The organism is Sphingomonas vulcanisoli, assembly GCF_011761305.1.
Lineage (GTDB): Bacteria > Pseudomonadota > Alphaproteobacteria > Sphingomonadales > Sphingomonadaceae > Sphingomonas_I > Sphingomonas_I vulcanisoli.
On record NZ_JAAOZC010000012.1, the window covers coordinates 45,183 to 62,496 of the forward strand.

The 17,314-nt window shown below is 58.5% G+C and carries 13 protein-coding genes and 1 tRNA gene; 8 read left to right on the forward strand and 6 right to left on the reverse strand.

Going from position 1 to position 17,314, the window contains the following annotated elements; translation table 11 throughout:
- Positions 1-73: 73 nt before the first annotated feature.
- Both FHS31_RS15600 and FHS31_RS15605 read left to right on the forward strand, forming a co-directional pair.
- Positions 74-160 (forward strand) — tRNA-Leu (locus tag FHS31_RS15600).
- Positions 161-333: 173 nt separating this feature from the next.
- Entirely contained in the window at positions 334-1,587 is a 1,254-nt protein-coding gene (locus tag FHS31_RS15605; RefSeq protein WP_167075246.1) for a tyrosine-type recombinase/integrase, read from the forward strand.
- On the opposite strand, the gene FHS31_RS15610 is transcribed toward FHS31_RS15605, so the two are convergent.
- A complete protein-coding gene (locus tag FHS31_RS15610; protein ID WP_167075248.1) occupies positions 1,559-1,771 on the reverse strand; it encodes a helix-turn-helix domain-containing protein in 213 nt (70 codons plus the stop codon). The genes FHS31_RS15605 and FHS31_RS15610 overlap by 29 nt on opposite strands.
- Before the next feature lie 215 nt (positions 1,772-1,986).
- Here FHS31_RS15610 and FHS31_RS15615 point away from each other — a divergent pair, with 215 nt between their 5' ends.
- Both FHS31_RS15615 and FHS31_RS15620 read left to right on the forward strand, forming a co-directional pair.
- Positions 1,987-4,137 (forward strand): GNAT family N-acetyltransferase, encoded by a 2,151-nt coding sequence (locus FHS31_RS15615; RefSeq protein ID WP_167075250.1) that lies wholly within the window; start codon positions 1,987-1,989, stop codon positions 4,135-4,137.
- Positions 4,134-4,574: an ASCH domain-containing protein gene (locus tag FHS31_RS15620; protein WP_167075252.1), complete on the forward strand. Its 441-nt coding sequence runs from the start codon at positions 4,134-4,136 to the stop codon at positions 4,572-4,574. The genes FHS31_RS15615 and FHS31_RS15620 overlap by 4 nt, the downstream gene beginning before the upstream one ends.
- A 114-nt stretch (positions 4,575-4,688) precedes the next feature.
- On the opposite strand, the gene FHS31_RS16820 is transcribed toward FHS31_RS15620, so the two are convergent.
- Positions 4,689-4,841 (reverse strand): integrase core domain-containing protein, encoded by a 153-nt coding sequence (locus FHS31_RS16820; RefSeq protein WP_167075254.1) that lies wholly within the window; start codon positions 4,839-4,841, stop codon positions 4,689-4,691.
- Positions 4,842-4,979: 138 nt separating this feature from the next.
- Between FHS31_RS16820 and FHS31_RS15630 the strand changes: the two genes are divergently transcribed.
- The gene (locus tag FHS31_RS15630; protein ID WP_208408767.1) at positions 4,980-9,053 is read left to right on the forward strand and encodes an Eco57I restriction-modification methylase domain-containing protein; all 4,074 of its coding nucleotides are present in this window, start codon (positions 4,980-4,982) and stop codon (positions 9,051-9,053) included.
- A 510-nt stretch (positions 9,054-9,563) separates the two neighbouring features.
- Positions 9,564-9,962, forward strand: a complete 399-nt coding sequence (locus FHS31_RS15635; protein ID WP_167075256.1) for a hypothetical protein — start codon at positions 9,564-9,566, stop codon at positions 9,960-9,962.
- A gap of 513 nt (positions 9,963-10,475) precedes the next feature.
- On the opposite strand, the gene FHS31_RS15640 is transcribed toward FHS31_RS15635, so the two are convergent.
- Positions 10,476-12,305: a hypothetical protein gene (locus tag FHS31_RS15640; protein WP_167075258.1), complete on the reverse strand. Its 1,830-nt coding sequence runs from the start codon at positions 12,303-12,305 to the stop codon at positions 10,476-10,478.
- Positions 12,306-12,491: 186 nt separating this feature from the next.
- Here FHS31_RS15640 and FHS31_RS15645 point away from each other — a divergent pair, with 186 nt between their 5' ends.
- The gene (locus FHS31_RS15645) at positions 12,492-13,958 is read left to right on the forward strand and encodes a hypothetical protein (protein WP_167075260.1); all 1,467 of its coding nucleotides are present in this window, start codon (positions 12,492-12,494) and stop codon (positions 13,956-13,958) included.
- Positions 13,959-14,334: 376 nt separating this feature from the next.
- Here FHS31_RS15645 and FHS31_RS15650 read toward each other — a convergent pair whose 3' ends face one another.
- Positions 14,335-14,685 carry a hypothetical protein gene (locus FHS31_RS15650; protein WP_167075262.1) on the reverse strand — a complete coding sequence of 117 codons (351 nt, stop codon included), beginning with the start codon at positions 14,683-14,685 and terminating at the stop codon, positions 14,335-14,337.
- Positions 14,686-14,826: 141 nt separating this feature from the next.
- Here FHS31_RS15650 and FHS31_RS15655 point away from each other — a divergent pair, with 141 nt between their 5' ends.
- On the forward strand, positions 14,827-16,098 hold the full coding sequence (locus FHS31_RS15655) for a tyrosine-type recombinase/integrase (RefSeq protein ID WP_167075264.1): 1,272 nt from the start codon (positions 14,827-14,829) through the stop codon (positions 16,096-16,098).
- 41 nt (positions 16,099-16,139) lie between these two features.
- Here FHS31_RS15655 and FHS31_RS15660 read toward each other — a convergent pair whose 3' ends face one another.
- Together FHS31_RS15660 and FHS31_RS15665 are read right to left on the reverse strand one after the other, a co-directional pair.
- Entirely contained in the window at positions 16,140-16,412 is a 273-nt protein-coding gene (locus FHS31_RS15660; protein ID WP_341786384.1) for an excisionase family DNA-binding protein, read from the reverse strand.
- A gap of 232 nt (positions 16,413-16,644) precedes the next feature.
- Positions 16,645-17,148 carry a DUF2274 domain-containing protein gene (locus FHS31_RS15665; RefSeq protein WP_243843507.1) on the reverse strand — a complete coding sequence of 168 codons (504 nt, stop codon included), beginning with the start codon at positions 17,146-17,148 and terminating at the stop codon, positions 16,645-16,647.
- Positions 17,149-17,314: the final 166 nt, after the last annotated feature.

Here is a 17,314-nt window from a genome sequence, read left to right on the forward strand (position 1 = left end):
CACGCCCGCGCAAGCCGCCGCATTCGGTTGACAAGCGACAAGCCCCCCGCCTAGAGGCCGCGCCCTACCCCGTGCCCAGATGGCGGAATTGGTAGACGCACCAGCTTCAGGTGCTGGCGATCGCAAGGTCGTGGAGGTTCGAGTCCTCTTCTGGGCACCAAACGCTTTCCCAGGCGCGTCCGAGGACGTCCAGTAAGCGACTGGTTTTCAAGCGAAAACCCCAGGACATTCGTCGGCTTAAATCCGGGCTGATCCAGCCAGGACCAACAGCAGAGTCGACGATTTGTTGGTCCTGATGTTGGTGTTGGCACAGCCCCTCACGGAGCTGACATCATGACACTGACTCATATTCAGATCACCCATGCCAAGGCGACCAACAAGGCGTTTCGTATGTCCGATGGCCGAGGCCTTGCCATCGTCATCCAACCCTGTGGATCGAAGATCTGGCGATGGAGCTATCGCTTCGAAACCCGACAGAAGACGTTGCATATCGGCATTTGGCCAAAGGTCGGGATCGCTGATGCTCGTCGAAAGTGCGAGCAGGCCCGCGAACTGCTCAGCGAAGGCATCGACCCCGCGATCGTGAAGCGGTTTGGAAGGGGTGCCGCAAAGATCAAGATTGCGCCCGGCAACAGCTTCCGGGTCGTCGCGGAAGAATGGTTGCGCAAGCTGGAGCAAGAGGGACTTGCCGACATCACGATTGGGAAGACGCGATGGCTGCTCGATAAGGCGTATGCCGCGCTAGGCTCCTTGCCGATCGAAGTGATCCGCCCCGTTGATGCTCTGGCGGCGTTAAAAAAGATCGAAGCCAAAGGGCATTACGAGACGGCTCGCCGGCTTCGCAGCGTTCTGAGCAGAGTCTTTCGCTATGGCGTGGCGACTGGGCGGATCGAGCGCGATGTCGCGGCAGACTTACGCGGCGCGATCGTGGCGCCCAAAGCAAAGAACCTCGCTGCGATCACAACCTCGCGAGAGGCGGGGCAGTTGATCAGGGCAATCGAAGCTTATTCGGGCTGTGAGATCACCTCCTATGCCTTAAAGCTATCGGCACACCTGTTCGTCCGGCCTGGAGAGCTTCGCCGCGCGGAATGGCGAGAATTTGACGTGGATGCGTGCGTCTGGATGATCCCGGCGGAGAAGATGAAGAAGCGCCGCCCTCATCAGGTGCCGCTATCGCGTCAAGTTATGGAATTGCTCGATAACCTGCACGACCTGACGGGACATGATCGCTACGTTTTCCCGTGCCTTGGAAAGCAAAATGTCCCGATGTCGGAGAACACCGTGAACCAAGCGATCCGTCGGCTTGGATACGGCAGGGATGAGATGACAGCGCACGGTTTCAGGGCGATGGCAGCAACGCTCCTGAACGAATCCGGACTTTGGCATCCAGACGCTATTGAGCGCCAGCTGGCCCATCTTGAAGCGAACCAAATCCGGAGAGCCTACACGCGCGGTGAATATTGGCCTGAGCGGGTAAGACTCATGCAATGGTGGTCAGACTACGTGGACGATCTTCGAAAAGAGGAGCCAGCGCCAGTATCTACCTTTGGCACACGGTTCAAACCTGCTCTCCGATCAGTCTCCTGAGGCTCTTGAATGGAATGAGCGTCGAGCGACCGACTTTGACGATATCCAAATCGCCAGCCTCGATCAGCTCATAGATACGTGAGCGGCTTAAGCCGGTGAGTTGAACGGCTGTCGGGATCCGAACGGTCAGCGGCTCGATTGAGACGTTGGCCGTTCGAGTTTGTGGGTCTGAATTAACGCGCATATTGCTCTCCACGGACAGCTAGAGCGCGCAATCATCCTTTGATCGATATACGCGAGATAGACACTGCTAAGGGTCGACGCGGGCGCATTCGGTGCGCTCCGACGAATACTTCTCAAAAAAATTGTCTCTTCGAAGCTGCCACGATAATCGTGAGCCGATGAAAGGCGGGGCGCTTAGAGGGGGCTGGCCTATCTTGAAGGTAGGGATGACGGCCAGTGAAACTCGCGTTGCGAACAACACTTGAAAGAGACCCTGCTGAGTTAAAGAGCCGTCTCAGCGAAATCATAGCGCTATCGAATGGGGAGAAGGAAGCGCTTGGGTTTCTTCCTAACTCCGCCTACGAGGAAGCAATCGCGCAGAAGCGTCTCTTCGCCATGTTGGCGGAAGATGATGACGGCCAGTCCGCTGTTGTCGGCTACATACTGCACGGCGGCGTATTTCCCCACGCGCGGGTCCAGCAGGTATGCACGAAGCCCGATTGGCGGAGGCACAAAGTCGCTTCTGCACTGATCGATGCTCTGGTGAGCGATCTGGAGCGAGCTGGCTTTCTAACGGTGAAAGCGAAAGTCGCTGATGATCTTGCCCATGCTCAGGCGTTTTATGAGCAACATGGCTTTGAGGCTGTTACTTCCAAGGCTGGCGGTAACACGCGCGGCAGAACTATAATCATCCGCGTTCGTAATCTGGCGACACCCCACCTGTTTTCCGTTGCGCCCGCCACGATCGATCTTGGCTTGCCAAAGCGCTTTGGGAATGAGGCCTCCTTTTACACTTTCGATCTCAACGTCTTTTTTGATCTGGTGAAAAACCGGCAACGGCACGATGCGGCCTGCGCCCTTTTTGGTGCCGCTCTGGATCACCGCATCCGGCTTGGTATCGCGTCCGAATTTATCACCGAGCTTAGGCGCACCTCGATCGGGCAGAAAAATGATCCCGTACTTCAGATGGCTCTGCAACTCCCAAGGCTACCTCCGCCGGTCAACGCTCAAGATCTTGATCGCTTGGCCTACGAAATCCATCAAATCGTATTCACGGATAGGAAGGACGCCAGCGCTGGTTCAACCCAAGCTCTAAGCGATGCCCGCCACCTAGCCCATTCAGCGCTTTCCCGTGTATCGGGGTTCATTACTAGTGATGGCGCCCTTCTGGAGGCTCGCGACGAGCTTCTGGCTAAAATCGGCATTGATATTGCTGGGTTGGACGAGCTTCTAACACTGCTGCCAGACGCCCTTGACGAGCAATCCCCCAATGAACGGAAGGGCGACGGCTTCGAATGCAAGACACCATCCGCTGATGAAGTGGCTGCCTATCTGACGACGGCCAACGTCCCAGCTAGCGTTATCGACGAGGTCTGTGGAACGCCCACGGGGCGGGCTGTCGGTTGGCGTTGTGGAATCTGGGTGGAATCAAAAACTGTCGCGGTCGCTTGCTTAGCCTCCCCCGTCTCGACTGCCGGTGAAGATCGGCTGCTCATCAACGTGGATGCGGGTCATCTCGATCGGGAGCTTTACGCCGAATACCTGCTGGACGCGGCTATCAAACAGGCGTGTTTGAATAATCCCGCCGCCATACGTTTGCTAAATGTGCAAGGGCAGCCGACTGTAGGCGCGCTTGCCGCCACCCGCGGCTTCGTTGCTACAGGTTCAGGTCACGACCTAGTCAAAGTTGCAATCGGCCAGCCAATTACCCGCGATAATTGGGAGGCGACACGGCAGTCCACCCGGCGCAAAACGGGTTTGGCGCTTCCAGCGCAGTGGCCCAATTTTCAAAACGGTTCGCGCGACATCGCTGTAACGAATAGCTCCGGTCAGTCGCTAGACCTTTCGCCAGAGCGATTTGAGGATATCTTCGGGCCAACCCTCTATCTGTGGCCGGGCAGAGAAGCGGTAATCGTCCCCATCCAACGCGCCTACGCCGACGAACTGCTGGGAACGAATACACAGACCCGGCTTTCCTTCATCGAGGATCGCGATGCGTCGTTCTTGTCGCGCAGAGCTTACGTAAACACGCCGCGCGCCAGAAATGCCATGCGACCTGGCCTCGCCATCCTGTTCTACGAATCTGGAAAAAATGGTGGGCGAAGCGCCGTGGTTGCGGTTGGCCGGATTGTGGATTCCGTCCTTGTCCCTAAGGAGACCACGTCAAGAGATGCCATGCGCAGGGTGGTCGTCGATGACCTCTCAGAATTTTCCGCGATGGATGAAGTGTTGATGACGACCTTTGATAATTTGATCGCGTTTCCCACCCCCGTTCGCTTCGCCACTCTGAAGGGTTTCGGCGCTGCTGGAAGCAATAATCTGATTTCCGCATTCCCTCTATCTCACGAAAATCTGGCCCGCGTTATTGAGGCTGCGTGGAGGAAATGACCCCCGACAGCGACGCAATAATCTCCATCCATCCCCGTCACGCCAATGCCATTCTGGATGGCGCGAAAACAATCGAGTTACGTCGCCGGATACCCTATCTTTCGATCGGTACACGGCTCTGGATTTATGCCACGCGGCCGATAGGCGCTGTCATTGGGATGGCGACAGTGGAGCGCATTGTTCGGGGTGATCCTGAGGAAATTTGGCTAGAATTTGGAGATCAGGCCGGCATTGAGCGGATTGACTTCGACGCCTATTTTGATGGCGCGCAGGAAGCGATCGGCCTGATACTGGTTGATGTTCGGCGTAATGCTGAGCACGTGGAGATCGAACAGTTGCGTTGTCTGCGCGATCGTTTCCACCCTCCTCAAGTCATGATGAATATTAGCAATCGTGAAGCCCAGCTGCTGCACCGTATGGCTGGTTCGAAGGGGTAGCGATCTGCTTCGTCGTAAAGACAAGCTGGGGCCGGCATTTGACGCATTAAGGGCTGCCTCTAGCGGTTAATCGAACGACAGCTGACGTGCGCCTCAAAGCTCCTCCAGTCATAACTAGAGGCCAGGGTTATCATCGTGCCCTTGCGGGCTGGGTTGCACAACGAGCCTGGCAGCACCGGCGGGCGTCAGCCCGCCTATCCCGTTATGCGGTCGCACACGGTTGTAGCCGTCGCGCCAGTCGCTCAGCACCGAGCGGCCATGGCTCAACGACGCGAACAGATTATGTGGCTTGGAAGACCCCTAGATATCGTCGCCGCCAAGCGTTGGCCCGTTTCGCGCACCTTACAGGGCTTCTCCTTTGCGGCTCGCCTATCCGTCGGTATGAAACCAGAAAGGGGGTGCCGTTTGGCCGATTCCGCGTTGTTCATTTCCGGTGCGCTCTTCACCACCGATTATCTTGTAGAAGCGATCAGGGACACCGCCGCATATCGCGCTGTCGATGTAGCCCGATTGCGGGCGCGGCTCGATCAGATCGCCGCTGAATTTCCGCAAGATCAGCGGACAAATGAAAGCCAGACCGAAGACGATTTCATCTGGCCGGTGCTGATTGCACTCGGCTGGTCGGAATCGCTTCGCCAACAGAATCTGACTGTCACGGGGCGCGATGACGTGCCCGATGGCCTGCTATTTGCGGACGCGGCGGCGAAAGCTTCGGCCAACGCGCAACGAGACCAATGGCGGCGCTACGCGCACGGCCTCGCCGTCGTCGAAAGCAAGCGCTGGGCGCGCCCTTTGGACCGCGCATCTGGCCGCGATGAAACCACCGCGCCGTCCACTCAGATGCTGCGCTATCTACGCCGGATCGACGATCTGACGGGTGGCGCACTGCGCTGGGGCATCCTCACCAACGGCACGCGCTGGCGGCTCTATTGGGCGGGCGCACGGTCGATCTCGGAAGAGTTTCTCGAAATCGACTTGGGCCGCGTCCTTGCCCTCGATAGCGGCGGCGACTTGTTCGCCGATTCCGCCACGCGCGACCATTGGCTGCGGGTCTTCGCGGTAATGTTCGGGCGCGAGGCGTTCCTGCGGGACGGCGTGGAGCAGCGCTCGTTCCACGATCGCGCCCGCGCCGAGGCCGCGTTCTATGAGGAACGGGTCGCCGCCAGCCTCTCGAAGCTGGTGTTCGATGTCGTGTTCCCCAGCCTGGCCAAGTCCATCGCCGACGCCGCGCCGGAAGCGCCGTTGACCGACGTTCGGGACGCTGCGCTGGTGCTCCTCTATCGCCTGCTTTTCCTGCTATATGCTGAGGATCGCGACCTGCTGCCGGTCAGCGACCCGCGATATGACGACTATTCGCTGCGCCCGCTGAGGCTCGATGTCGGCAGGCGCGTGACCAATGGGGACGCATTTTCCACGTCCGCCGCCCGCATCTGGTCGCATGTTTCCGATCTGTCGCGGATCATCGACAAGGGCGATGCGTCCGTCGGTATTCCGCCTTACAATGGCGGCCTGTTCGCCACGGGCGGAACACCCCTACTTGCCAGCGCCCGCGTGCCGGACACCGTGATGGCTCCCGCCCTTGATGCGCTTTCCTACGAGCGATCGTCGGGCGAGCGCCGCTACATCAATTACCGCGATCTCTCCGTCCAGCAGCTCGGCTCGATCTACGAACGGCTGCTGGAATTCGAGATTGTGCGCGACGAGACCGACGCGCTGACGGTTCGCCCAAACCTTTTCGCACGCAAGAACAGCGGCAGCTACTATACGCCTGACGAGCTGGTCGGACTGATTCTCGACGAAACGCTCGAACCGCTCGTCACTGAGCGGCTGGACGCCTTTCGCTCGGCGTTTGCGAAGCTCAATGCCAAGGACGCCGAAGATTATCGGCGGCGCGAATTGCGCGATGCCGATCCGGCCAACGCGATCCTGTCGCTTCGCGTTTGCGATCCGGCGATGGGATCGGGGCACTTCCTCGTCAGCCTGGTCGATACGCTTGCCGACCATGTGCTCGATGCGATGGCGGAAGCCGCCGCGCTGGGCGTCGATCTGCACTACACCTCGCCGCTCGCCGACAAAATCGAGGATATTCGCGCCACGATCCTGAAGAACGCCAGGACGGCGAACTGGACCATCGATGAGGAACAGCTCGACGACCGGCACATCGTCCGCCGCATGGTGCTGAAACGCTGTGTCTATGGCGTGGACAAGAATCCGATGGCGGTCGAACTTGCCAAGGTCGCGCTGTGGCTTCACACATTCACGGTCGGCGCGCCGCTATCGTTCATCGACCACCACCTGCACGCCGGCGACAGCCTGTTCGGCCTCTGGGTGCGCGACGCCATCGACAAGGCGACCGCGATGGGCGGCGAGCTTTTCTACAACGAGGCGCTGCGCAACGCGCAGCGCTCGGCGGAAGCGATGAAAACGATCGAAGCGCTGACCGATGTGGAGATCGCGGAGGCGCATCGTTCGGCGGCGATGTATGAAGACGTGGAGCTGATGACCGGCGAACTCGACGGTTTTGTCAGCTTCCTCCACGGGCTCGACTGGCTTGATCTGAGAGCCAAGGACAAGGCCCTGGCCCGGCTCTGGCTCGATGGCCGGTTCGGCGATCCCATGCCGATCGCGCGTGGCCGTAAATCGCCGGAAGGCGGCATGGCGAAGCCGGAGGAAGTCGAGGCGTTCACCGCGATCTGGGAACGCGCGCGGGCGCTCATTGGCGAAGAACGCTTCCTCAACTGGCAGATTGCCTTCCCCGGCGTGTGGGACAATTGGGCCAGCAAAGGGCGAGAAGGCGGGTTCGACGCCGTGGTGGGCAATCCTCCTTGGGATAGGTTTGAATTCGAAGAACTGCCGTGGTTCGCCGCGCGTGATGCCGCGATTGCAACAGAGCCGCTGAAATCAAAACGCAAAGCCATGATCGCGGCGTTGAAGGTCAGCAATCCAACACTCCTTGCGGAGTTCGAGACCGCCCAAGCGCGACAGACAGCGGCGGCAAAGATTGTCAGAAACGGAAAAATATACTGTGAGCTGACCAGCGGGAAGCTCAACATCTATAAAATTTTCGTCGAGCGGGCGATTTCACTGGTTAAGCCGGAGGGCATGGTCGGTCTCTTGACGCCAATCGGTATCGGAACGGACCATAATGTCGCGTCATTCCTGCGAAAAATCACCGAAGCCGACCGGCTCAAGGCATTTGTGGCCTTCGAAAATAAGCGGCACTGGTTGTTCGCCGACGTGCACGCCGAGGACCAACCTACGATATTTTGCGTTGGCGGCTGGAAGCGGGCATTTCAAAAGTTTGCGTACGGGGTAAAACTGCACCGTCTTCCAACTGATCCCGACGCGCCCAAGCCAGTAACACTCACTCGCGAAACCTTGGCCAAAGTGAATCCGACGACGGGGACAATGCCAATTTTCCGGTCGATGATCGACTTGGGAATAGTGGCAAAAGTCTATGATAGCTCTCCGGTGTTGATCGAAGGGACAGGGCGCAATGAAGCTCCCGTGTGGCCGATAAAATATCGGCAGATGATCAACATGACGAGCAGGAGCGAAGGTTTTCGGACCGCTCAAATGCTTACTGAACAAGAGGGCGCTTGGCCTGTTGGCAACGGTGAGTTTGACTCGCCTGCCGGTCGATGGCTGCGCCTCTATGAAGGTAAGATGGTTTCGATCTTCAATCATCGATATGCGGGGGTGCGGAACCGGTCGAACTCTGTCAGTGGACAGGGAATCCCGGTGCACAGCTCGGAGACTGACCTCGCCGATCCGACTTTTCTGCCAATACCACGTTATTGGATTTTGGAATCGGATGCCGCTCCAGACTTCGAGTTCGCAATCGGCTTTAATGATATCTGTAATACGAACAATTCGCGTAGCCTGATATCTGCTATAGTTCCAAGGGGTGCCTATGGAAACAAGTTACCTTTGCTGACTTGGACTGACGAAACGATCATTAATTTACCGTTGCTGCAAGCGAACTTGGCATCAATCATTACCGACTATATCGCACGACAAAAAATTCAAAGCCGGAATCTGAGCAAGTATATACTTGCTCAACTCCCCGTCGTGCCGCCTGCCGCCTACAATCGACGCTTCGGTCCCAAGTCCGCTGCTCAGATCGTCCGCGAGGCTGTGCTAGAACTGACATACACCGCAAACGACCTTGCTCCCTTCGCGCGCGACATGGGCCATGTCGATGCGGCGGGAGACGTGCTCCCACCTTTCGTTTGGGACGAGGACCGGCGGTTACGGCTGCGCGCCAAGCTGGATGCGTTTTACTTCATCCTCTACGGCGTTTTCGATCCCGCTGACCCATCGCGAAGTCGCGACGACATACGCTATATCTATTCGACCTTCCCAATCGTTGAACGAGAAGAGACGGAAAAATGGGGCAGTTACCGTAGCCGCGACCTGTGCCTCGCCTGGATCAATGCGCTGATGGCGGGACAGCCTGACGGCGCGGTTGCTGGGTAGTGGCTATCGCAAGCAATTCCTGAACCAGCTTGCGATGTGCGCGAGATATTTGACGACGAAGCCGAGCGAATCGAGGAGGCGATCGCTCGCCTTCGCAACTTGCTACATTACAGCTTCGTCGCGCTGACGCTTTCTTCCACCGTATAGCGATCCTTTGTCCGCATCAGCGGTTCTAGCCACGCGCGGCGCGATAACGGGCACTGCTTCAAGCAACAGCCGATCCTAGCCAAAATGCACGGCGGGCAGCTTGCTTCAACTGGATGCGACGCATATCTTGGTTAGGCGCTGCAAAAAGGGCGGCGCCGGGACTGGTAATCCTGACTGCAAATACACTTCGACGAGAGCTTCTCGCCGGGGTGCCTGTGCATATGTCCAGGTCGCTTGCGGCTAAAAGCGCAGGCGCATGAGCAGTCATGTTACCAGCCCCGGCTCCCGCGCTCAGCGCGCGGGAGCGATGGGTTTGCATCCAACCGAGCTTCCGGTCTCGCGTGGATGCGAACGGAGGCGAACATGGCAACTGCACGCCAACCTTCTTTGCCAACTGCTACTGAAGACGCCTGGGCCATCGCGATGATCAGATTGCATGATGCCGATGCCGACTTCGAAATTGTGCGCGTGGAACTCAATCGTGCCGAGCGTGAGTATTTCGATATGTGCGGCAAATCTGGTGACGATGCTGCGGCTATCTCACGGGAAGCGAATGCCAAGCAGCGCGTCGACAAGGCCTATGCCAACGAGCGCATCTTTGGCGACGCCTTATTCGAAGCGGCCAAAGCCTTTTACGATACGCCCTCTCCGGACCTGCCTTCCGCCATTCGTAAGATCGAACTCCTCCAACAGCATGGCTACGATGGCCAGATCGAACCACTGATCCTTGCAGATCTGCGTCAGTTGCTGCCACCAGCCTAGCTAATACGCTGCCATATGGTTGAGCGCGCGCTTTACTAGCTCTGGCGGGCGGGTGGCGCATAACCAGTTGATTAAAGGCTATTATCCACCGCGCGAGAGCATGTTTGTCTCGCGATCGGCGAGCTTGTCTCTCGAAAAAGTGATGTGCAGACAAACACTTAGGCAGTGACGCGAGACATTGCCTTTATCTTGTTTTCCCTGCCTCCCTCCTTCTGAGCTTCCCCGCTAAAAACGAAGGCGAGGAGCAGCGCCGATCCTACGCCGCTCCTCCCAACCGGACTCCTGTGGGTCATTGCGCACCGGGCAGCGCTTCCGCGCTTGCTTTCCGCTCCGGAATAAGTGCCGGCCGAGCATTCGTTGCGGATCGCCATCGCCATCCACCAGCATCAAGCCCATGAACCAGCGGCCATCGGCCGACGCTATAGCGCGTTGAGTGGCGCGACAACCGGCTGCGTGCTTAAGGAACCAGAAAGCGACGGGCTCAGCGGCGGGGCGATCAGCGGATATGCTAGATCATTTACTCGTGCTGGCAGGCTGGGGATCGGCCGCCGCTTTCTTGTAGGCGGCCTGCGCGGCCAGCATCGCGGCCTTGGCGTTCACGAGGTCGGTCTCGGCCTTCACACTGTTGGTCCGCCCCGTGATGCCGCCGACGATCCCACTAAGGAAGCCTCCGACGACATTTGCTGGCAGCGATGCTGCAGCGACCGCCGGGCTCGGCCTTGTATATTGGGTGTTGACGACCCGTCCGGCTGCGAATTCGATATGGGCGGTGCGCTTGACCAATGTCGATCGTTCGATCGGCACCACGAACAGCGCCTTGCTGTCGAGTGCTAGGAACGATGCGCGCGCGAGGTCGGGGCCGAGCGCGAAATTCTGCCCGCCCATCTTGAGGAGCGGCGGCAATTCCGAAGGGTCGAGGTCCGCGAAATCTCCCTCGGATTTTGGCGGATCAAAGCGCTTCACTAGGCTCACGCGCACTGTGCAAGGACGGGGCAAGGAGGCAACAACGCCAGGATAATGATTTGGCACAATCTTGCCGTCGGCGGTCTTGACCGGGATTGGCGAGGCGGAAAGCCGAAGGCCGCAAGCGGCTTGCAGTGCTATTCCATCGGCGATCCGAAGCGGGCCCTTCTCGAGGTCGGAAATCAGATAAGTTTGGGCAGCACTGGGGATTGCCGGATCGATGGACTCCGGGGTGGGAGGCAAGGCGGAATTGATCATGTTCATGATATAAGCCAGCAAATGCGGCCTTTGTTGTGGCGGCGCTTTGCTCAAGGCCGCGATCAGTTCGTCGAGGGTCGGGGGTCGCCCGACGGCTTTGACCGGTCTGGTTTTTGACCCGGTGACGACAATGCTCGCCGCGTCACCGATCGGCAGCGGAATGGGTTTCACTAGCCCGACGATCGTTCCGACCGAAGTTGCCAGACTGGTCAGAAACGTGCCGGTCTGGTCGTCGGCCGCGGTTTCGACGAGCACGGGCAATCCGGCCTCATCGGTTTTTACCGTCAGCTGGTCCGAGGCAAAGTCGTCGGTGTTCAGAGTGAGCTGAAAGATATGGTCAGGGTCAGCGTCGACGATATGCTTCAACTCGACCTTGATAGGCGTCTGACACTCGGCCTCGATGACGTCGTAGGTCTGGTTGGCGACATGCGCCAAGGCGATGGCCGCCGGTGAGTCCTTTTGATATTGTTGAAGGCTGGCGAGAATTGGCTTCAGCGCAGCGTCGCTGACCGGAGCAGGATTAGGATCGAGATCCGCGAAATCGTCGAGCCGAGCCAGCATTCCTTTCGTGGCGAAGAAGAACTTCAGGTATGAAAAGCGGCTGGCCCGATAGGCGGTTCTGAGATCCTTGCAGCTCGCGGGCTGCGCCACAGTGGTGGGATTAACACTTGCGTCCGCCGCGGGTGCCGCGCTGGTAGTGCCTTTATCGGCCGTGTCCGTTTTGGCGTCTTTGTCCTTACTGTCTGTCGTCTTCGGAGCGACTCCTTTGTCGGTATCGGAGGTGGCAGAGCCGCCTTTGGAGCTGCTGTCAGACGATGCCGCATCATCGGGTAGCGACATGCTGACCTGGATCGATGACCGGCCGACACCATAGATTGCGGACGCGCCGGCCAGCGCTGGAGGTGCGTTGCCCGAAAGTTCCGTAGAGGTCACGATCGAGGATGTCGAACATCCTGCCAGACCCATTGTCGCCATGGCAATCGCCGAGCCGAGAAGAGATGAAGAAACATTGCGATCCCGATGCCGGATCGCTCGCAAGCCGTGTCTCATAAGCGCAAGCCCCCAGCTTGATTCGCCAAGATACGCACGTTCTAACTGTTCCGGCAGCGTATCGCATTTCAACGCCTTGACCAGCGTATGTTATCGATGACTCCATTTTGGAGCCTTTAGACGTGGCAACGCGCTTGCGAGCCGCACAACGGGCGTATCGGCGGTGGGGCGTCATGGGCTGGCAGGGCCGCGCGTGCCTTCGGCAATTTGGCGCACGCGGCCGGCGGTTGGGATGACAGGACATGAGGGAAAGCGGAAATGGGAGAAGCAAAGGCCAAACGCGCGGCACGGCGCGAGCGCGAGAAGCTCAGCAAGCGGATCTCGCTGTCACGCTTCAACTTGCTCGCGATCGGCACACGGCTGTCGCCGGCGCCGTATCTCTATGAGGAAGTCGCGTACTGGGCCGATCTTGAAGAGCGTGTGATCGGAGTCATCGCTCGGGACAATCAGGATAATGATTATTACTGGGCGTTGCTGGCGCGTGACCGTAATGGGCGTTTCCGCTCGGTCGATATTAACTCGAGCCTGCGGTCGGCGGACTATGCGACGGTCGCTTTGCGCGAGCGTATCGCCAAGGCCGTCACCGAGGACGACCTTGCACTTCTCGGCACGCAGGGTGACGAGACAAACCATCCCACCGATCTGCTCACGGTGCCGCCGGGGACGGCAACCAAGGATCTTCATCCCAATTTCAAATTGCTGCTGGAGACACCGGGACGCGCACCGGCGCGCGCCGTTTTCAGAGAACTCGGACCTTGGCTCGCGCCGAGCGATCCTCATTTCGTCAAAGAGTTCCAGAGCAAGCAATTCGACCAGCGACTTTGGGAGCTTTATCTTTGGGCGATGCTGCGCGAGCTCAGCTATGACGTGACGCAGCCCGAAGCACCGGACTTTCACGTCAAGGCCCCTCGCAGCGAGTTTACCGTCGAGGCGACGACGTGCGCCCCTTCGGAAGGGGGCGTGCTCGCCAATCATCCTGATCCGCAGACCCCAGAGGAGATGACGACCTTTTTGCACAATTACATGCCGATGAAGTTCGGCAATGCGCTGACTGGCAAGCTTAACAAGAAAAATGCGAGCGGTGAGAGTTATTGGGAGCGTGGCCCCGGTGTCGGCAAACCGTTCGTGATCGCGGTAGCAGACTTTCATAAGCCGGGTGGCGACGGTGAGATCGGTTCGATGACCTATACCCAAGAGGCGCTATGGCTTTATCTCTACGGGAAGAGGATCGAATGGTCGTTCGTGGATGGAAGCCTTTCGGTCCGCACCGTCAAGGCCGACGATCACAGCTATAAAACGAAGACAATCGAAACCGGCTTTTTCGACCTGCCGGGCGCGGAGAATATCTCGGCTGTCATCTTTTCAAATGCCGGGACGCTCGCGAAGTTCGATCGGATGGGCGTAGATGCTGGGTTCGCCCCGGCTGACCATCGCTACTACCGGACGGGCTATCGCCTCGACCCCGATCCGAATGCCGTGGTTGGGACGCCTTTCAGCGAAGAGGTGGTCGCGGACAATGCCGAGTCATGGTCCGACGAACTCCAAGTCTTCCATAATCCGCATGCAAAAATTCCGCTGCCGTTCGACTCCTTTGCCGGCACAACCCAGCATCGCTTCGAGGACGACACCTATGTCTGTCATTCCTACGGAATGCCGGTGTTGAGTTCCTATACGATGATCATGCGGCTTGTCGGCGACGAGGAGATGCAGGAGGCGGTCATCTAACGAGGCTTAGACGGGTCTTCGCGCAAACGGTCGGCCCAGACAGGGATATCTCTTGAAGGTTATGACCAGAACATTGCAACTTCTTCTGACATCACCGGTCGCGATTATGGGCTTCGCTCGGGTTCAGCGGCTTCGCCGTTTAGCATATCGCCGCACCGCAGTTGTCGGATGATGCAGTTCAACGCGGCCGTGCAGCCTTCAGCCGGCTAATATCGTGAGCGCCGCGAACGGCCTCCCAACATTGCTCCGGCGGCTAGGCGGCAGTGACAATTTGGCGCTGCCCGACCTTGGCAACGAGTGCGCTCGGTGCGAGCAGCCTGCACTGCTGCGCCAAAGCGGGTATCGCTTGAAACCTCGCACACAAAAGGCTCGATCTTCACCGCATCGAGAGTTTGGATAGCGTGCTGGCGTTTTGCTCGGCTGTTACCGAGGGCGAAGCGACGCCACGAAAGTAGTTCAAGAGGGGGCTTATAACCATCATCTCGCCAATGACTTTTCTGCTGCGAGCATTGCCCTCAAATACGAATGGCGCATCAACTGCGCTGACGCTTTCGGGGACTTCGTCCACCGACGTCCAGCTATTGCCAAAAGCCAAAGGCCTGATATCATTGGCGATGACGAGTGTTTTTGGCGTTTGTTCGCCGGAAATCAGTCGCTTGGCGCTTGGCCCATCCAATCTTCTGGGCACCAGTTGCTGCCTCCGGATTCGTCCAGAGGCGTCCAGCAACAGACTGTTTTCAAAGCACAATTTTATCGACGATCGCTGGCAACCGTCCGGGTTGATCCAGTGTAATTCGGCAAAAGAGCCACAAAAAGAGGCTCATTTTGTGTCTGCTGGATCGGCCCGGAGAATCCGGGATCAAGACCGATGCTGACACAACTCCAGATCACCTCCGCCAAGCCAAAGGCGAAGCCCTACCGTCTGTCCGATGGCCAGGGATTGTACCTCGTCGTCCAAACCACCGGCTCGAAGCTCTGGCGATTTCGTTATCGCTATGGTGGCCTTCAGAAGACGCTCCACCTCGGACCGTGGCCGACGACTTCTCTCGCCGATGCTCGCGAGAAGTGCCGCGCGGCGCGAAAGGCGATCGCCGCCGGAGTCGACCCCGTTCTCGAGAAGAAGCGAGCAAAGATCGAATCCCAATTCGCCGTCGCGACGAGCTTCAAGGAAGTCGCGATCGAATGGGTCGCCAAGTGCGAGCGTGAGGGCCTCGCCGAGATTACGCTCGGAAAGATCCGATGGCTTCTCGGGATGGCCTACCCGATGATCGGGTCACACCCGATCAATGGCATCACCCCGATCGAAGCCCTCTCCGTTCTGCGAAAGATCGAGGCGAAGGGCAATTACGAGAGCGCCCGACGGATGCGCAGCGTCCTCAGCCGGGTGTTTCGCTATGGGATCGCAACCGCGCGGTGCGATCGCGATGTAGCAGCGGACCTTCGCGGCGCGCTGACGACTCCCAAAACCACGCATCATGCCGCGATCGTCGACCCGGACGAAGTTGGCATCCTGCTCAAGACGATGGACGGCTATACGGGTCAAGCGGTCACACGCATGGCGATGCGCCTGTCTCCCCACCTGATCGCAAGACCCGGCGAGCTGCGTCAGGCCGAATGGTCGGAGATCGACGTTGCCAAGGCGATCTGGTCGATCCCGGCCGAGCGGATGAAGATGCGCCGACCGCACCGGGTGCCGCTATCGGCACAGGTGCTGGAGATGATCGAGGAGCTGCGCGAAATCAGCGGGCACCGCAGATTTCTGTTTCCGTGCCTGGGGAATCCGAAGCGGCCCATGTCCGAGAATGGCGTGAACCAGGCGCTCCGGCGGTTGGGATACCAAACCGAAGAGATGACCGCGCATGGCTTCCGCGCGATGGCGGCAACGCTGCTCAACGAAATGGGGCGCTGGAATCCCGATGCGATCGAGCGACAGCTCGCCCATCAGGAGGCCTCATCGGTGCGTCGTGCTTACGCCCGCGGCGAATATTGGGACGAGCGCGTGACCATGATGCAGCACTGGTCGGACTATCTCGACGAGTTGCGGGCTACTGCGACGGAAACGAGAGAGCCGAGGCTCGTCGTCAAAAAGGCGAAGGGCGAGTCGAAGGCTGGCCGCTCGCGCGGGCGTCTGCGAAAGTAGGATTAGGAGCGCCAGAGCGACTTGGCCGCTCTGGCGCTGAATCAGCTTGGCGCCATCTCTGACGCTGTCAGGGCCTTGAGGCTCTGATACTGGATCAGGGTCGCACGGCCGACCTTCACCGTGTCGAGTTCTCCCGACTGGATGAGCTCGTAGATCCGGGAACGGCTCAGGCCGGTGATGCGGACCGCGGTTGAAATCCGAACCGTGAGCGGCTCGATTTTTTTCTCCCAATCGCGTTCAATCATGTTCACCTCGGCCGTCTGTGCCAGGCAACTGGCGCTCGCTGCAGCGATTGCTTTTGGCGCAAAAATCATCGATCGGTCAGGCCGCTCCAGAGGTCATTAAGGTCATTTTGGGGGACGTCCATTTTGAGCATCTTATCTGCCGCTACCGGACAAGCGTTCACCCCGCCCCCCATAGATCGAAGAGGTGATCAGGAGAGTGGGGTGGGTCGTTGCGAACCGATGCGGACGAATACGGCGTAACGTGGGTTCGAATCCCACCCTCTCAATCTCTTCGAAAAAAAACGATAACTTACACCGTCAACTAACTGAGTCGCTCGGGCCTGAGATATGTTGACATGCTCGATGATCTCTGGGATCTGATGTTTGCGATCCAATTGAGAACTTCCTTGTCGCTCCACCGCGCCGCTCCAGCAGATGGCTTGTAAGGAGCTGGGAACCGGCCTTGCTGGATCATCTTGTAAATCATCGATTTGCCAACGCCGATAAGGCGGCAAACCTCCTTCAACGGGATCAGCCTTTCCACCGCATCATTTGCTTGAGCGTTTGGTGGCGTGACCTCCGTTCTATGCAAAGCAGCTGGGTAGGGTATTCCAACGAAAGCATGCTTTCGAGCAAATGCTCCGTCAGCCTCCAAGAATTCAGCAAGCATTGCAGGGATCAGCTCGGTGAGAGGGATCTCCTCCCCGTATGTCGCGCGATATAGGTCTGCGTACTTTTGCAGTGCGATCCGAAGATCGCTGGCTAAGCTAATCGTAAAATCGCTAGCCCTGCGATCTGCCTGTCGAGGAAGCTTCATCTGGGTCATCGATCGTCTCGTGATCCGAAAATGGGCGTGTCATCTCGCATGGCATGCCACAAATTTTCATCGAGTTTTATGACCTTTGCGAGGAATCGACGTGCCTCCTGGGGGCATCGAAGCTTCGCGAAACCAGAGTTGTTACTTTTCAGCACGGCTGGCGTGCGACAGGCAG